Source organism: Cryobacterium sp., from assembly GCF_026786305.1.
Classification (GTDB): Bacteria; Actinomycetota; Actinomycetes; order Actinomycetales; family Microbacteriaceae; genus Cryobacterium.
This window is the reverse complement of the sequence record NZ_JAJAYI010000006.1, coordinates 38,934-53,913: the sequence shown is the minus strand read 5'-3', so window position 1 is coordinate 53,913 and position 14,980 is coordinate 38,934. Positions and strand designations below refer to the sequence as shown.

General features: G+C 64.8%; 12 protein-coding genes, 1 tRNA gene and 1 pseudogene. 8 read left to right on the top strand and 6 right to left on the bottom strand.

All coding sequences use genetic code 11. The features are described 5' to 3' along the window. Positions 1-27: 27 nt before the first annotated feature. Together LH475_RS00565 and LH475_RS00560 are read right to left on the bottom strand one after the other, a co-directional pair. Positions 28-600 carry a DUF3090 domain-containing protein gene (locus tag LH475_RS00565; RefSeq protein ID WP_196842626.1) on the bottom strand — a complete coding sequence of 191 codons (573 nt, stop codon included), beginning with the start codon at positions 598-600 and terminating at the stop codon, positions 28-30. Positions 601-672: 72 nt separating this feature from the next. Then, positions 673-838 (bottom strand): annotated as a pseudogene (locus tag LH475_RS00560) (histidine phosphatase); the annotation flags it as partial. 79 nt (positions 839-917) lie between these two features. Here LH475_RS00560 and LH475_RS00555 point away from each other — a divergent pair. From LH475_RS00555 to LH475_RS00540, 4 genes are all read left to right on the top strand, one after another. Beyond that, positions 918-5,396 (top strand): FtsK/SpoIIIE domain-containing protein, encoded by a 4,479-nt coding sequence (locus tag LH475_RS00555; protein WP_297412617.1) that lies wholly within the window; start codon positions 918-920, stop codon positions 5,394-5,396. 69 nt (positions 5,397-5,465) lie between these two features. Further along, a complete protein-coding gene (locus LH475_RS00550) occupies positions 5,466-6,398 on the top strand; it encodes a hypothetical protein (RefSeq protein WP_196842623.1) in 933 nt (310 codons plus the stop codon). Beyond that, a complete protein-coding gene (locus LH475_RS00545) occupies positions 6,391-8,076 on the top strand; it encodes a hypothetical protein (RefSeq protein ID WP_297412616.1) in 1,686 nt (561 codons plus the stop codon). The genes LH475_RS00550 and LH475_RS00545 overlap by 8 nt, the downstream gene beginning before the upstream one ends. Positions 8,077-8,086: 10 nt before the next feature. Continuing rightward, on the top strand, positions 8,087-8,632 hold the full coding sequence (locus LH475_RS00540) for a hypothetical protein (protein ID WP_196842621.1): 546 nt from the start codon (positions 8,087-8,089) through the stop codon (positions 8,630-8,632). A 425-nt stretch (positions 8,633-9,057) separates the two neighbouring features. On the opposite strand, the gene LH475_RS00535 is transcribed toward LH475_RS00540, so the two are convergent. The 3 genes from LH475_RS00535 to LH475_RS00525 all read right to left on the bottom strand — a co-directional run bounded on the left by LH475_RS00535 (position 9,058) and on the right by LH475_RS00525 (position 10,298). After that, positions 9,058-9,603 (bottom strand): hypothetical protein, encoded by a 546-nt coding sequence (locus tag LH475_RS00535; protein ID WP_196842620.1) that lies wholly within the window; start codon positions 9,601-9,603, stop codon positions 9,058-9,060. Positions 9,604-9,671: 68 nt separating this feature from the next. Beyond that, a complete protein-coding gene (locus tag LH475_RS00530) occupies positions 9,672-9,968 on the bottom strand; it encodes a WXG100 family type VII secretion target (RefSeq protein WP_196842619.1) in 297 nt (98 codons plus the stop codon). Between the two features lie 257 nt (positions 9,969-10,225). Beyond that, positions 10,226-10,298: transfer RNA gene (locus LH475_RS00525), tRNA-Glu, on the bottom strand. Between the two features lie 166 nt (positions 10,299-10,464). Between LH475_RS00525 and LH475_RS00520 the strand changes: the two genes are divergently transcribed. The 4 genes from LH475_RS00520 (at position 10,465) to LH475_RS00505 (ending at position 14,071) form a co-directional block, all read left to right on the top strand. After that, a complete protein-coding gene (locus LH475_RS00520; RefSeq protein WP_196842618.1) occupies positions 10,465-11,115 on the top strand; it encodes an MBL fold metallo-hydrolase in 651 nt (216 codons plus the stop codon). A gap of 125 nt (positions 11,116-11,240) precedes the next feature. Next, positions 11,241-11,981: an ABC transporter ATP-binding protein gene (locus tag LH475_RS00515; RefSeq protein ID WP_196842617.1), complete on the top strand. Its 741-nt coding sequence runs from the start codon at positions 11,241-11,243 to the stop codon at positions 11,979-11,981. Continuing rightward, complete coding sequence (locus LH475_RS00510; RefSeq protein WP_196842616.1) at positions 11,978-13,270, top strand: ABC transporter permease; 1,293 nt, start codon at positions 11,978-11,980, stop codon at positions 13,268-13,270. The genes LH475_RS00515 and LH475_RS00510 overlap by 4 nt, the downstream gene beginning before the upstream one ends. Positions 13,271-13,318: 48 nt before the next feature. Then, entirely contained in the window at positions 13,319-14,071 is a 753-nt protein-coding gene (locus LH475_RS00505; RefSeq protein ID WP_297412615.1) for a TetR/AcrR family transcriptional regulator, read from the top strand. Positions 14,072-14,082: 11 nt separating this feature from the next. Here the strand turns inward: LH475_RS00505 and LH475_RS00500 are convergent, their stop codons facing one another. Continuing rightward, positions 14,083-14,979, bottom strand: coding sequence for a response regulator (locus LH475_RS00500; RefSeq protein WP_297412614.1), 897 nt, complete (start codon positions 14,977-14,979; stop codon positions 14,083-14,085). Between the last annotated feature and the right edge of the window lies 1 nt (position 14,980).

Below are 14,980 nucleotides of genomic sequence, written 5' to 3'. Positions count from 1 at the left end.
CCTCGTCGAGGTCGCCTCGCGGCGTCATCAGCGGTCGCCGGGCAGGGTACAGACGTGACCGTCCGCGTCGACGGGGGTGCCGCACCGGGGACAAATCGGTCGGCCGGCCCCCACGACCTCGCGGGTACGCGTTGCGAATGCCTGGGCCGTGCCCACCGGGATGCGCACCAGCAGCATCTCTGCCCGCTGCCTGCTGACCGGATCGGGCGCATCGGGGTCGTTCTCGTCTTCGCTGTCGGCCCCGTCATCGATGAGCGGAAAGGCCTCGATCACGACCTGCGCCGTGCGCGGGTCCCAGCCCAGGGTCATCGTTCCGGTTCGAAACTGCTCATCGACCGGCTGCGCCAGTGGATCGTTGTCGACCAGTTCGATGGGCGTTGTGGCGGGCACGCTGAAGGGGTTGCCCTCCTGCGTCATGAGCTGCTTCAACATTTCGTCGATTTTTTCAGCGAGCAGCGCAGATTGTTGTTTCTCCAGGGCGATGCTGACGATTTGAGCGCCCGAGCGCACCTGTAGGTAGAACGTGCGTGATCCAGGCAGGCCGACCGTGCCGATGACAACACGATCGGGCCAGTCAAATTCGTGGACGATGGTGGGCATACGTATATTTTAGGAGCGCATTGTCTAAGGCGCTTCAGAACCCGCCCCACCGCCCACCGGCGCGTCGGCCGGGATCGTCTTGATGAGGTCACCGTGACTGACCGCCATCCCACGGCGTCAGGCCCATATTCCGATTCCCAGTGAGCGTCGTGGCGGCGAATGGCGCGACCGACCGGGCCGGCATTGTTGCCATCGCCTCGCCGCCGGGAAAAACGACGGCTGAAGGTTTCGTCTGCACGAGCCGGGCAGCACTAAAATTCACTCCACGGACTCCGCTAGCCTCGCACTAAGCCGATGTGCGGCGAAGGTGGGGGCGCATGAAACTCAAGCTGACTCTGGGGCTGCCAGACGGAGAAACCGATGTGATCCTCACTGTGGACGTTCTCGCCTCCATCGGGGAGATCTCACGAAACCTGGTGGTCGGAGTTCCCGGTTCGTCGCAACATCGGGAGGCGGCGAGGAACAACAGCGCAGCGCTGACCCTGCGGGTCCAGTACCCCAATACTTCCACCTATAAAATTCTCGATCCACTTGCCTCCGTCCTCACCTCGGGGCTGTGCTCCGGATGCTGGGTCGAGGTGATCCAGCCGAGCCAGGCCCGTCCGTCGGACGTGATGCTGTACCAGCGTTCTGCGATGGCCACCGTGCTGACGGGACCCCAGTGTGGCCTCGAGTTCGCGCTTGTCCCCGGATCAAACACTGTCGGCCGCGGCCGCGGCTGCCGGATACTGCTGGTGGACGGAGCCGTCTCGCGCCGGCACGCCGTGATCGAAGTCGGCACGAGCATCACAATCACCGACCAAAGCTCCGGAAACGGCGTCTATGTCGATGACCGCCTGGTTGCCGCTGCACAGCTCAGTCCCGACACCATCGTCGCCGTCGGTGACACCACCTTCTCCGTCAGGCCGGTACAGGTTCAAACACCCCCGTCGCCGGCCAGCTCACCGCTTGCAATCGTGGAATTCGCTCGATCGCCCCGCGTCGACCAACGCTACCTCGACCGAAAATTCTCCGCTCCGGTGCCACCCCGCCGTGGCGAACCGCAAAAGTTTCCCTTTCTCGCCGTGATCGCACCGCTCGTGATGGGAGGAGTGCTGTTCGCCGTCACCCGATCCCCATTGAGCCTCGTGTTTGTCGCTCTCTCCCCGCTTATCATGCTGGGCACGTACCTCGATAACATCTTCACGGAGCGCCGCAAGAAGAAGAGCTCAACTGCCGAGTTCGAATCTGCCCTGGACCTACTCCGCGACCGGCTGTCCACCGAACGGGAACGGGAGACCGCGGTGAGAAAGGGTGAATCGCCGAGCACAATGGACGTGTGCACGGCGATGCTGTCACGCACCGCCTTACTCTGGACCCGCAGACCCGAGCACCAGACATTCCTTGAGGTGCGCCTCGGCCTCGGCGGCCAACGGAGCCGCATCGAGATCGAACTCCCAAACCGGAACGAATCGGAGGAGCGATTCTGGACAACTCTCGAGAACCTCAAAGAGGAGAATACGAACGTTCTCGGGGTTCCCGTGCTCGAGAAGTTCGAGCGGGCGGGCAGCATCGGTGTCGCCGGAAGCTCGCTGTGGTCGGAGGGTGTGCTGCGCTCCATTATCGTGCAGCTGTGCGGGCTGCACTCTCCGTCCGACCTCGTTCTGGCGTGTTTCGCGGGCCCCGGCAGCCAGCACGAGTGGCAGTGGCTCAAGTGGCTACCCCACGTGGGGAGCGTCTACAGTCCGATCACGACCAGCCACCTCGCCGCCGATGAGACCACGAGTGGCCACTTACTCGCACAGCTGGAAGAGGTGCTCGCCCAGCGCAAGGCCGAGCACTCTGCCGCGGGCGGCAACATCCGCTCACACCTCGACGAGACTGCGAGTATCGACGAACTGCATGGCCAGGCGGTGCGGGCGCTCCCGATGACGCCCGTTATTGTCGCCGTCGTGCTGAGCGACAGCCAGGCCGATCGCGGCAGGCTCGTCACGCTCGCGGAGGAGGGCCCCGACTACAGCGTGCATCTGCTGTGGCACGCTGCGAGCGTCGCCGACCTGCCGGCGGCGTGCCGCACCTACGTCGATGTTGCCGCTGACGGCACCGGCGTCGTTGGGTTCGTGCGCTCGGCCAGCACGGTCGTCGTGAGCCCGCTCGAGACTGTGGGAGGGGCGGATGCCGCGGTGGCCGCCCGCCTGCTGTCTCCCGTTCAGGACAGCGGAGCCAGGCAACTCGACGAGAGCGACCTGCCCGTCAGCGTGTCGTACCACGATTTGCAGCCGGAAAACGTGATCTCCTCCGCCGCGGCAGTCGCGGCTCTGTGGGAGCGCAGCCACAGTCTGACTGCACAGTGGCGCGAGAATCCCCCGCACGAGGCGGGCACCCTCAGTGGCATCGTCGGTCAGGGCGCGACCGGCGTGCTGCGACTCGACCTGCGCGAGCACGGCCCACACGCGCTCGTCGGGGGTACAACCGGTTCGGGCAAGAGCGAGTTCTTGCAGACCTGGATCATGAGCCTCGCAAGCGAGTACAGCCCCGACCGGCTGACCTTTCTCCTGATCGATTACAAGGGCGGCGCCGCGTTTGCGGAATGTACCCAGCTGCCACACACGGTCGGCCTCGTCACAGACCTCAACACCCACATGGTGCGGCGCGCCCTCACCTCTCTGCGTGCCGAGCTGCACTATCGGGAGACTTTGCTCAACGACAAGGGAGCCAAGGACCTGATCAGCCTGGAGAAGCGGGCCGACCCCGACGCGCCGCCCTCTCTCGTGATCGTCATCGACGAATTCGCAGCCCTCGTTGGAGACGTCCCCGAATTCGTCGACGGGATCGTAGACGTCGCTCAGCGCGGCCGGTCCCTGGGGCTGCACCTCGTGTTGGCGACACAGCGCCCTGCCGGTGTCATCAAGGACAACCTCCGCGCCAACACGAACCTTCGGATCGCACTCCGCGTCGCCGACGAGCACGACAGCCAGGACGTCATCGGTCGAAAGGATGCGGCCGCCTTCGATCCGGCGACCCCCGGCCGCGGTGTGGCTAAACTGGGTCCTGGCAAGCTCATCCACTTCCAGACCGGATACCTCGGCGGGCGCAGCCGCACCGCTGCGAAACTGCCCGACATCGACATTGCCGAGTTTCCCTTCGAGGTGAGGGACAGCTGGCCGCTCGATCTGCCGGCTCCGCCGGTGCGCAGGGACTCCCCCCGAGACATCGAACTGATGTTGCTCTCCATTCAGCACGCTGCGGCGGGGCTAAACCTCAATACTCCGCGCAAACCGTGGCTCTCCCCGCTTGCGGGTGTGCTCGATCTGCAGCCGGCGGAAGCAGACGGCGGGTCGTCGATTACGTTAGGGATCCAGGACGAGCCCCAGCGCCAACGGCAGAGCGCGTTCGGATTCGACCCTGATGCCCAAGGCAACCTGGCGATCCTCGGCACGAGCGGTTCGGGCAAGAGCGCCGCGCTTCGCACCCTCGCGATTTCTGCATCGTGCAGCGCAAAACGGTTGCCCGTCGAGATCTACGCGATCGACTTCGCCGGAGGAGCCCTCGGGCTCCTCGGCGCACTGCCCACAGTCGGTGCGGTGATCCCCGGTGACGACAGTGAGCGCGTCGAACGACTGATCCGCCACCTCGTCGACGTCGCAGCAGAGCGCGGGCTGCGCTACGCGAGGGAGCCCGCGTCGACACTGACCGACTACCGTCAGCTCAGCGGCAAGACCGCAGAGCCGCGCATCCTGATCCTCATCGACGGCATGGCAAACTTCCGCAATACTTACGAGTTCCGAGCAGGAGACGGCACGTTCCAGGCCCTCGCCCAGTTGCTCTCCGTGGGCCGTCAAATCGGCATCCACTTCGCCGTGAGCGCCGACCGCGCGGGGGTAATTCCAACGGTCCTGAGCGCAAACATCCAGCAGAACATAGTGCTGCGGATGGCGTCCGCCGCGGACTACGGGATTCTGGGCGTCCCGGTGGACATTCTTGAGGATGCGCCGCCCGGGCGCGGAGTTTGCGACGGCCAAGAGGTGCAGTTCGCTGTTTTCGGTGGGTCTGGCAGCCTGAGTGACCAGTCCCTCGCGGCCCAAACCCTCGGTGATGAGCTCCGCGCGGTAGCGGTTCACGCGGCCGCACCAATCCAGCGTCTTGCGGAAAGCATCCACCTGGACGAACTCCCGCCGCTCGCAGCCAATCGCCCGGTGATCGGCGTAGCCGACGCAAACCTACTGCCGATCGGGATCAGCCCCGAGGGCCTCGTTGTCGTGACCGGCCCACTCGGCAGCGGCAAAACGGCGGCGCTGAAGACGTTGGTGCGCGCGCTCACTCGTTCCCTTACCGATGTCGACGCGATCCTGATCAGCCCACGCCCGGGCAGCGAAGTCGCCGGCTTCGCGACGTGGGGTCGAAAGTCCCTGGGGCTCTCCGATGCGGAAACGCTGGCCAGGGACCTCATCGCGAGCCTTGCCAGCGGCGCTTGGCCGGTCGCGGGCAAGCCCGGTCTGATCGTCGTCGAAACGGCGGGCGATTTCGAGGGCTCAACCGCCGAGAGCGCCGTTGCGACGCTCATCAAAGCTGCCAGGAAGGCCAACATTCTCATCGTCGTCGAAACAGACCTCGCGACCGGCCCAGCAGCATGGCAGATCCACTCCGAACTCAAGACGGCTAGGGTCGGGCTCGTCTTACAGCCGGAGGAGAGCGACGGGATCGCGCTGTTCCGGGTCGCGTTCCCCCGTGGAAGCCGCGCGGACTTCCCGGCCGGCCGCGGCTACCTCGTCGAGTCTGGCAGGGCGACCAAGGTCCAGGTCGCACTCCCCGAATGAGGTTCGGGGCTGAACCATTGGTGGGAAGTCATTCTCGATAGGCTGTGATCAGCGTGAGGGGGAAATCGCATGGCGACGAGGGACCAAGCGGACAGTGGGCGCCGCGCGCCTCGGTTTCTGTTGACGGCCGATGAGCTGCATCTGGTGCAGGATCACGTGCCTACGCTGCTGCTGCCCGCGCGGTTCCAACAGCGGTGGAACGAAGACCTCGACGCCGGAAAGTTCGCGGAGCGCGCGAGTGCGGCACTCGACCAGCTCGTTCTGAAGGGACTCGTCGCAGCCGATGTCCCGCGCGACCCGATTCCCGACGACCTGAGTGGCTGGCTCCTCGAGTCACTCATGGTCTTCCTCTCCCTGCATATGGCTCCCGCGTGCGTCTTCACGGTGTCCGCGTGGACCCGCGAGTCAACACTCCTGATTGTCGCCTCGGCGCGGGGTGGCTTCGCTTCCGTGCTCGCACGGGCCCAAAGCGTCAGCATCACCGGTGGGCGCGGCACGGCCGCCGACCTGGCCGGTGTCGAATTCGCGGTCGTGCCATTCCTGACCCTCGCCGACGAATTGACGGGCGCGATCCCCTCCGGCGGAGTTGTGGGCGACAACGGGCCGCTCGTGACGATGAGCCTCGCGGACAGCCGGGGCGGCATCGAAGTCCTCCGGGTCAACAACCCCGACCTGCTCGACGAACTCTCTAGCCGTATCGGCGGCAACTCCGCCGTTCTCGCGCTCTCGGGACTCGCTGGCGACCTCGACGCAGGTTTCGAACTTCGTCTTTCGACGGACGACGGCATTCCCGTTCGGGTGATCAGCTACGTGCGCGGGGCATCCGGCTGGCGCAGTGTCGACGTCGGGCTACCGGCCGGCCATGACGACGAACTGCCAACCCCGGAACAGATCGTGGACGCCGGGACCATCACGATCGCCGCAGTGACGCGAGCTGCCATCCAGGCTGAGGTTGCCTCGTTATGTGCTGGTCTGACACTCACGGAGATGGCCCATGGGTGACTTCTCGGTCAGCGGCGGAACCAACGCGTCCCCCCTCGTCGCGACCTTCGAGGACATGCGCACGTTCTCGACGGAGCTCGGGCTCGTGCAGGATGACCTTGCGATCGAGAGCATCCGTACCGCGTCCCTGGCGACGAGCAGCGACCTGCTAGCGTCAGCGATCCTCTCCCCCCTCACGGCGGCGGATGCCGAGGCGAAAATACTCCAGGCTGCGGGCGTCTACTTGGCCCAGACCGCACGGGTCACGGTATTGCACCTCTTCATCGACGGGGCGATCGTCACCTACGAGACGGCGGAGTCCGCTCTCGCCATCGCGGCGGACGGCCTGTACTTCGTCGGTGGATTCGCTGTCGGCATCGTCGCCGTCGCCGGGGCCACGGTCGCGGCCGGGGCGGCCGCGCTCTACGCCGCCGGGGTCGAAGTGGCCCACCAGATCAACGAGGTGGCCGACTCCACCGGCGCGGCCGTCGACGCGATCGGCGACCAGATCCGAAATAACCCGTGGCTCCTCGCCGCTCTGCTGGTCCCCGGCGGCGCGTCACCACTTAGCGCTGCCAGTCTCCTTGACACCGGCGCACGCGCATTTGCGTCGACATATTCGCCCAGTGCTGCCGCGACCGCCGCCAACGATAGGCTCACGCGAGAGTTCGCGAGCCTGCTCACCCTTACCCCTTCCGAGGACGTGCTCCAGGCCTGGGCCCGCGAACACACCGACCTCGTTCAGACGCTCATCCGGTTTGCACCCGGCCTTCTCGCCGGTGCAACCTTCCTCGGAGGCCCGCTTGTGAACGGCGGCCTGTCCGGCCTCACGGGAGCGCCCTGGCCTCCCCTCAACTATGACCAGCTCGTGGAAGGTATCATCGCGGGCGGCGGCCGCTTCGGTGCCTTCAACGATGCCACCGGGCAGCCAACCGTCATTTCCAAAACTTTCCTGAATGTCCAGGGAGGCGTGGTTGACCAGATCGTACCGATCGACCTGAACACCCTGTTCCGAGGCGCCGGCGAGATCGACGCAAACGGTGATCCCAATGAGGACGGCGTCGCCGACTTCTCGAACATCCGAGTCGTCGACCGGGTCGGCGCGGACGGGGTGCATCACTGGATCGTACAGATTCCGAGCACACAGTCCTGGTCGCACGTCCCCAGCGCGGTTTTGAACGACCTCACGAGCGACCTCGCAGCCGAAGCGCAGCACCAGACCGCCCTCATGCAGGCTGTCAAGGATGCCATGGCGCAGGCACACGTGGGCTCGAGTGACCCCGTCATGCTCGCCGGTTTCAGCCTCGGCGGTATCACGGCGGGACTGATGGGCTCCGATCCCTGGATGAACGACCACTACAACATCACCAGCGTCGTCACTGCAGGGGCGTCGATCGGGAACTTTGACGTCCCCTCCAACGTGAACGTCCTGTCGTTTGAGCACAGGGGGGACCTCGTCCCCGCAACAGACGGCACCGACAATCCGGCGACCACCAACCTGATGACGGTCCACGCCGCAGCCCCGGTGATTGGCCGCGATCCCGACCCGGGCGACCCGCACAAAGCCGTCACGTACGCGGTGACGGCCGACGAATTCCAGAAGTCAGAGGACCCCAACGCCGTCGCGTTCACCACATCCACGCAGGGATTCTTCACCGGTGGCACCGCGACCGTTCACGATTATGCAGCAACTCGATGAGGACCACGACATGAGTTTCCAACATCGCGCGATCGGTTTGCTGGCCGCGGCCGTGGCCGCGCTTGTCCTCCTCGGCGGCTGCTCCGCCCTGCCCACGGGTACATCATCCGTCGCACCAACACCATCCGTCGCACCAACACCGTCCGGTGCCACAGGGGGCCTGAGTCGCTCTGCAGCCGAAGCGCTCATCAACGCCGTGCCCGGGTTGAGCCTGGCCAGCGTGGGCACACACATTTCCGGGCTCGGACACGAGGGAGTCATCGAGGTTTACGTTGACGATGATGCGGCAATCACAGCACCCGGGGTCCTGGACTATGTCCTCAGAGTTGGCTGGGCAATGACCACCTACGACGAGCCGGAGGAGCTGAGCCTCACCGTGTACAGTCACGGCAGAAAACTCAACCTACAACCCCAGGCGAACGCCCTCGCTGGAGTCGACTACCCGGACCCAGGCGGCAGCCCCAGCGTCTCGCTGAGTGCCCCCTCTTTCATGGGCCCCTGGCCGGGCGCCGTTCCCGCGCCTCCGGCGGGGGTTTCCGCGCCTCCGGCCGATTAGTTCGGGTGATCCGTGCCACACCATTCCTGTCGGCACCCGACAGGTCTCGCCGGAACCGTCCACGCCTTCGCGGTGACCCGCTGAGGACCACGATATGAAGCGACTCGATGAGGACCGGACATAAATTTCCGCCTCCGATCGATCGTCACGCTGGGAGCGGCCGTGACGCTGCCAGCCCTTCTGACCGCCTGCTCACCAAACGCGGACAACGCCACTTCGACGCCCTCCGGACGGGCTGGGCAACTTCGGTCGCCTGGCAGCCCTCGCCGCTCAGCCTCACCGTCTGGAACGAGGGCACGCGGCTGCACCTGCAGGCGCGGGCGCAGCCGAACGTGATTCCGAGGTCGCCTGGGCGATATTCTCATTGCTCTACAGCGTCCACTTGGACGGTCCGGCATACCTGGGCCCCGGCCGGACGGACTGGCCTAGCGGCGCGCGCCGTTGAGGAAACGCTGCACGTCGAGCCAGTCCGGGGATTGGTCGGCTGGCCGGTTCGGAACCGCCCGCATGATGTCCTGCGCGCGGGCAACAGTCTCCGGGGCGATGTCCATGCCGAAGACCCGGAACACGGAGACTGTGACGTTGTTGATCTGGTCAGGGATGGTCGCGAGTACGGTCATGAAACCGGTGACGGCGTTCTCCGAAATATCGTGAACAACCTTGACTGCATTGGCGGCGATTGAGCGCGCCTCGTCCAGTCGGTCGCCCGCCCACTGCTGGGCCTGGTGGATCAGCGCCTTGACCTCGTCGACGGCCCGCGCGTGGTTCGCGAGGGCATCTGCTGCCGCATCGAGCGCGGCAGCAGAGCGGCCGAGGGCGTCAGCGGTGACGGTGATCTCGGCGCGGAACGCGGTCGCGGCGACTGAATTCCAGTTCATCGCCTCCGCGCGTGCCTTGATCGTCATCGCACGGGCGCGAACATCGTCGCCCTGGGCGCGGAGCCTGGCCGCGTCGGACCTGACGACGGACATGTCTCCGTACATACGTGCCTCCAAACAGAGGCGGCCGCTAAAAAACGGCGACCGCAGACGGCGAGAGGCTAGCGGGACAACCGCGCGGCGAGCTGGGCGTCGACCTCGGACAGCGTGGTCGCCGTGGTTCGTAGGTAGTTGGAGAGGCCGTCGAGACCATTGATCGTGGCACGGGCGCCGTTGGTGAATTGTTCGTAGGACGCGTTGAACGCGCCAGACGACTTGTCGGTGACGAAGCCGGAACTCACGAGAGACCCGATCAGGCTCTGCAACTGGGCAAGCTTGGCGTTGATGTCGTCACGGCCGGCCACGAGGCGATCGGCAGACGAGTTGAGCTCCTGGTACGAAACGTTGATGTTGGCCATGTTGACACTCCCCACATGTGGACTGCATCGTGCAGTCAACGTAACGCTAGCATTCGGAGGGCAGGACGCCATAAATTTTGTCAGAGAGCTCGGTCGAAAATCCCAGATGGACCAGACTTTTTTCTCAGGCTGGAAACGAGCAGCGCCCTCGCTCCGAGTTCAGCCGGCCGGAGTCGGGTGGTAATGACGTTTATAGCCCCGAATCGAGGAATAAAAATGGCCCGGCACCTTTACGAGAGAAGGGAACCGGGCAATTGTGACCCCAGCGGGATTCGAACCCGCGTTACCGCCGTGAGAGGGCGATGTCCTAGGCCGCTAAACGATGGGGCCGTTTGTGCAACTTTTCGAGTATGCCACACGGAGCAGCGCAGTTCCAAACTGAGCGCACGCGGCGCGTCGCATCGGGTGGGCGCAGCCCCGCCGGTGCAGGTAGACACATCGTTCAAGAACAGCGGATGCTGTTGCGCCACGACCCGAATCGGGGTTAGCTCGGGGCATGAAACTGACCAAGCTGGAGCATGCCGCCCTGATCATTGAGCTCTCGGGCAAGAAGCTCTTCATCGATCCGGGTTCGTTCACCACGGCCCTTACCGAAACGGCGGGCGCCGTGGCCGTGGTCATCACCCACGAACACGCCGATCACTGGACTCCCGAACAACTGGGCCGCATCGTCAAAATAAACTCCGACCTGCGCATCTTCGCGCCAGCCGGCGTTGCCCGGGCCATCGCCGCCGTTGACGCCGATCTCGAGGTCACGTCGGTGCAGGCCGGCGACACCGCCCTGGTCGCCCCGTTCACCCTGCGTTTCTTCGGTGCCACGCACGCGGTCATCCACGAATCGATCCCGGTCGTCGACAACGTCGGCGTGCTCGTCAACGACGAGCTGTACTACGCCGGCGACGCTTTCACGATTCCTGAGGGAGTCGATGTGGGCACGCTCGCCGTTCCCGCCGCGGCGCCCTGGATGAAAATCAGTGAGGCGATGGACTACGTTCTGGCCGTCAAGCCGAAACGCAGCTTTCCGACCCACGAGATGCTGCTCTCCCGGGCCGGAAAAGACCTGTCCAACGCTCGAATTCGAAACGTCACCGAACAAGGCGGCGGTGAGTTCTTTCCGCTCGAACCCGGAGACAGCCTCGATTTGTAGACCGGACCGCCCCAAGCATCCGCTCGGAAACGACCAACCCTCAGATAACTTGCAGTAACTGCACCTTAGAGTGCAGTTACTGCATATGTGGCCCGTGTGGGTTACACAGAACCGAGGGAAGCACGATGGACTCCGAGTGGGTAATTGATGCGCAAGGCCTGGAGAAATCCTACGGATCGGGTGCGAGTCGTTTCGACGCGCTGAAAGGCGTGTCCGTGCAGATCGCGCCCGGTGAGACCGTCGCGATCGTCGGCAAGAGCGGGTCGGGCAAGTCCACCCTCATGCATCTGCTCGCGCTGCTCGACGAGCCCGACACAGGAACACTGCACGTCGCCGGTAAAGACGCCAAGTCGCTGTCGAAACGCGCGGTCAACGAGCTGCGCAACAAGGAGTTCGGCTTTGTTTTTCAGCAGTTCTTTCTCACCCCCAACGTGAGCGTGCTCGACAACGTCATTCTGCCGCTGAAGATCGCCGGCATGGGCGGCAAGGAGCGCCGCCGTCGCGGCATGGCGGTTCTCGAACAGCTTGAGCTGGCCGACAAGGCGGGTAACAAGGCCACGACGCTCTCCGGCGGGCAGAAGCAGCGTGTCGTGATCGGTCGTGCCCTCGTCAACGCGCCGCGCGTGATCTTCGCCGACGAGCCCACCGGAAACCTCGACACCGCCACCGGAGCCGTGGTCGAAGACATTTTGTTTGAACTCAACCGCAGCCAGGGCATCACGCTGGTCATCGTCACCCACGACGAAGACCTCGCCGCGCGCTGTGACCGCCAGATATACATTCGCGACGGACTCGTCGTGTCGCAGACCGGTGCGAAACACAACACCGGCGCCCACGCGCTGACCACCGCTGGAGGCGCAGCATGAGAGCCAAAGACCTCATCACCTCAGCGATCAGCAATACCTTTCGCAGCAAGCTCCGCACGACCCTGACCGTTCTGGCCATCTTCGTCGGCGCGTTCACACTGACCCTCACCAACGCCGTCGGCGCGGGCGTCAGCCAGTATGTCGACGCCCAGGTGGGCACACTCGGTTCCCCCGACGTTTTCATTATGACCCAGGCCAACGACCAGACAACGGCCGGCGGCGGTCCGGTCAAGTATGACGCGGGTAGTTCGGCCTCGGTGTCGAGCCAGCAGGGACCTCCCGGCACCACCACCAAGGCACTCACAGAGAAAGACCTCACGACCATCGGCGACACGGCCGGCATTGTCTCGGTCGATCCGATCCGATCCGTGCAGCCTGACTACATCGAATCCGACTCCGGCACTCCCTACGAGTTCAGCATCAACGCCACGTCGGCAGTCACCACGGCCAACCTCACCGCGGGCGCGCAACTCGATGGCGGTGCCACCCAGACACAACTCGTGTTGCCGGACACCTTTGTGGCCCCGCTCGGGTTCGCGTCGGCGAACGACGCGGTGGGGGCATCCGTTTCGATCGGGATCACCGATATTCTCGGCGCGAAACACACCGTGAATGCCACCGTCGTCGGCGTCTCGCTGGAGAGCCTGCTCGCTGCGGGCGCCGGGGCCAACGACGCCCTGATTGCCGAGTTGGCCGACGCGCAGTCCGGCGGCATCGAGACCGCGGTCACCAGCTACGGGGTGGCCGTCGCCCATTTTGATACCGCGCTGTCAACGGATGCCGTCACCGCGCTCAAAGCAAACCTCGCGACCAAGGGCTACACCGCGAGTACTATCGCGGATCAGCTGGGCGCCGTGCAGACGGTGATCAATGGCATCGTCGGCGTACTCAACGCCTTCGCCGTGATTGCCCTGATCGCAGCGGCATTCGGCATCATCAACACCCTGTTGATGAGCGTACAGGAACGCACCCGTGAGATCGGTCTGATGAAGGCCATGGGCATGAGCGGCGGCAAGGTGTACACCCTGTTCAGCCTCGAGGCCATCGTCATCGGGTTTCTTGGCAGCGCCATTGGTGCCGGCGTGGCCATCGGGCTTGGCTCCGCGCTGAGTGCCGTGCTGTCTCAGGGCCTGCTCTCCGGGCTGCCCGGGTTGAATATCCTCTTGTTTGAGCCGGCGTCGGTGGCCTTCGTCATCGGCCTGGTCATGTTGATCGCGTTCCTGTCCGGCACCCTGCCGGCCCAGCGGGCGGCCAAGCAGAACCCGATCGAGTCCCTGCGGTACGAGTAGCGTCCGCACGTCATCGATAAGCGCAGTACGGATGAACCAGGACGAGGCATGATCGCCACTCCCCCGCCACACACGACGCTTCCCATGCGCCCGCAGTCTCGTGAAGACAAGCATCACGAGACGAGCTTGCGCGTGGAGCGGAGTGCTGTCAGCCTCGTTCTGGAACACGGTTTCGACAACGTCACCGTGGACATGATCTGCAGCCGGAGCGGCATCTCGCAGCGCACCTTCTTCAACTATTTCAAGACCAAGAAGGCCGCCATCATTGGCGTCGGCCCGCCAACGATCGATGAAAGCCGCGCCCGGGCCTTCATCACCGCCCCCGGCGACGACCTGCTGCCCGACGTGCTAACCCTGATGAGCGCGATCGGCCCCCGCGACGGCATCGACGAGCACCTGTTCACCGACCGCCTGCGAATGTTTGGGCTGCATCCCCAGCTCATGCAGGAGCAGATGGAGCGGATGACCAGGGTCGCCTCCGAAATCACCGAGCTGGTCTACCTGCGCCTCGGCCGCGGTGCACGCGTACACACCGACACCGGACACACCAACGCCGGGCACGCCGAGAAAGACGCAGACCGTGCGTTCCGGCACGGGCAGGCAGAGCTGCTCACACACGCCATGCTGGGCGTCGTGCGCTTTATGGTCCTGCAGTGGATTCCCGCTCGAGCGTGTCCGACCGATGCCACGCCACATGCCGAACCGAACCAAACCGACCAGGTCTTGGCTCCGACCCTGGCCGCGTCGCTCGATCGAACGGTCGAGCTGCTGCGCCGCACGCTGAGCATTCCGGGCCTGTAGACGCTGGCCGGTTATTGGTCGGAGTCCACGGGCAACCATTTCAGCAGGGCTGCCCGCAACTTTGCCAGGTGCAGCGGGCGCATGAGGTATTCGTTCATGCCGACCATGCGGGTGCGGTCGGTATCGCCGGGCACGACGCTGGCGGTCATGGCCAGAATCGGCATGCGCGTTCCCGGCACCTCGGCCGCCCGAATAGCCGATGCCAGCTCATAGCCGTTCATCTCCGACATCTGCAGGTCGGTGATCACGAGATCGTAATCGCCCGTCTTCCACCTCGCGAACGCCAGCGCGCCGTTGTCCGTGAGGTCGGCCTCGTATCCCAACAGGTTCAGTTGCCACAGGATGAGTTTCTGGTTGGTCGGGTTGTCTTCGGCCACGAGAATGCGGGTCGCACCGGGGGCGCGAGGTGTCAACCGCGCCTGCTGCGCGGGTGAGACATCCGTTCCCGCCCGGAGATGCTCGGCCGCACTGCGGTGCGACGCGATCGGCTCCAGAATCCTGCGGGTCAGCGAAAGCGCCCCGTCAGACTCGACTTTCTCGTCGGCCCGCGGCATGAGCCAGTTGATCGTGTCCTGCAGCTCCTTGTAGTGCAGCGGTTTGGTGATGTAGGCATCGCAACCGGCCGCACGCGCCCGGTCCTGATCGCGCGACATGGCCATCGCGGTCAGGGCAATCACCGGGATATCGGCGGTGATGGGGTCATTCTTCAACTCCGAGGTAGCGGCAAATCCGTCGATCCCCGGCAGCTGGACATCCATAAGAATCACGTCGGGCAATTCGACCCGAGCGAGCAGCAGGCCACTTTCGGCGTCACCGGCCCCCAGCGTTGAGTGGCCGGCCCTCCGAACGAGCAGCGTGGCGAGCTTCATATTGATGGGGTTGTCTTCAATGATCAGAATTCTCGCCATG

Excerpts from the sequence above, each read along its gene's own strand:
- LH475_RS00565 (WP_196842626.1), bottom strand. The coding sequence starts at position 600 with ATGCCCACCATCGTCCACGAATTTGACTGGCCCGATCGTGTTGTCATC.
- LH475_RS00555 (WP_297412617.1), top strand. The coding sequence starts at position 918 with ATGAAACTCAAGCTGACTCTGGGGCTGCCAGACGGAGAAACCGATGTG.
- LH475_RS00550 (WP_196842623.1), top strand. The coding sequence starts at position 5,466 with ATGGCGACGAGGGACCAAGCGGACAGTGGGCGCCGCGCGCCTCGGTTT.
- LH475_RS00545 (WP_297412616.1), top strand. The coding sequence starts at position 6,391 with ATGGGTGACTTCTCGGTCAGCGGCGGAACCAACGCGTCCCCCCTCGTC.
- LH475_RS00540 (WP_196842621.1), top strand. The coding sequence starts at position 8,087 with ATGAGTTTCCAACATCGCGCGATCGGTTTGCTGGCCGCGGCCGTGGCC.
- LH475_RS00535 (WP_196842620.1), bottom strand. The coding sequence starts at position 9,603 with ATGTCCGTCGTCAGGTCCGACGCGGCCAGGCTCCGCGCCCAGGGCGAC.
- LH475_RS00530 (WP_196842619.1), bottom strand. The coding sequence starts at position 9,968 with ATGGCCAACATCAACGTTTCGTACCAGGAGCTCAACTCGTCTGCCGAT.
- LH475_RS00520 (WP_196842618.1), top strand. The coding sequence starts at position 10,465 with ATGAAACTGACCAAGCTGGAGCATGCCGCCCTGATCATTGAGCTCTCG.
- LH475_RS00515 (WP_196842617.1), top strand. The coding sequence starts at position 11,241 with ATGGACTCCGAGTGGGTAATTGATGCGCAAGGCCTGGAGAAATCCTAC.
- LH475_RS00510 (WP_196842616.1), top strand. The coding sequence starts at position 11,978 with ATGAGAGCCAAAGACCTCATCACCTCAGCGATCAGCAATACCTTTCGC.
- LH475_RS00505 (WP_297412615.1), top strand. The coding sequence starts at position 13,319 with ATGATCGCCACTCCCCCGCCACACACGACGCTTCCCATGCGCCCGCAG.
- LH475_RS00500 (WP_297412614.1), bottom strand. The coding sequence starts at position 14,979 with ATGGCGAGAATTCTGATCATTGAAGACAACCCCATCAATATGAAGCTC.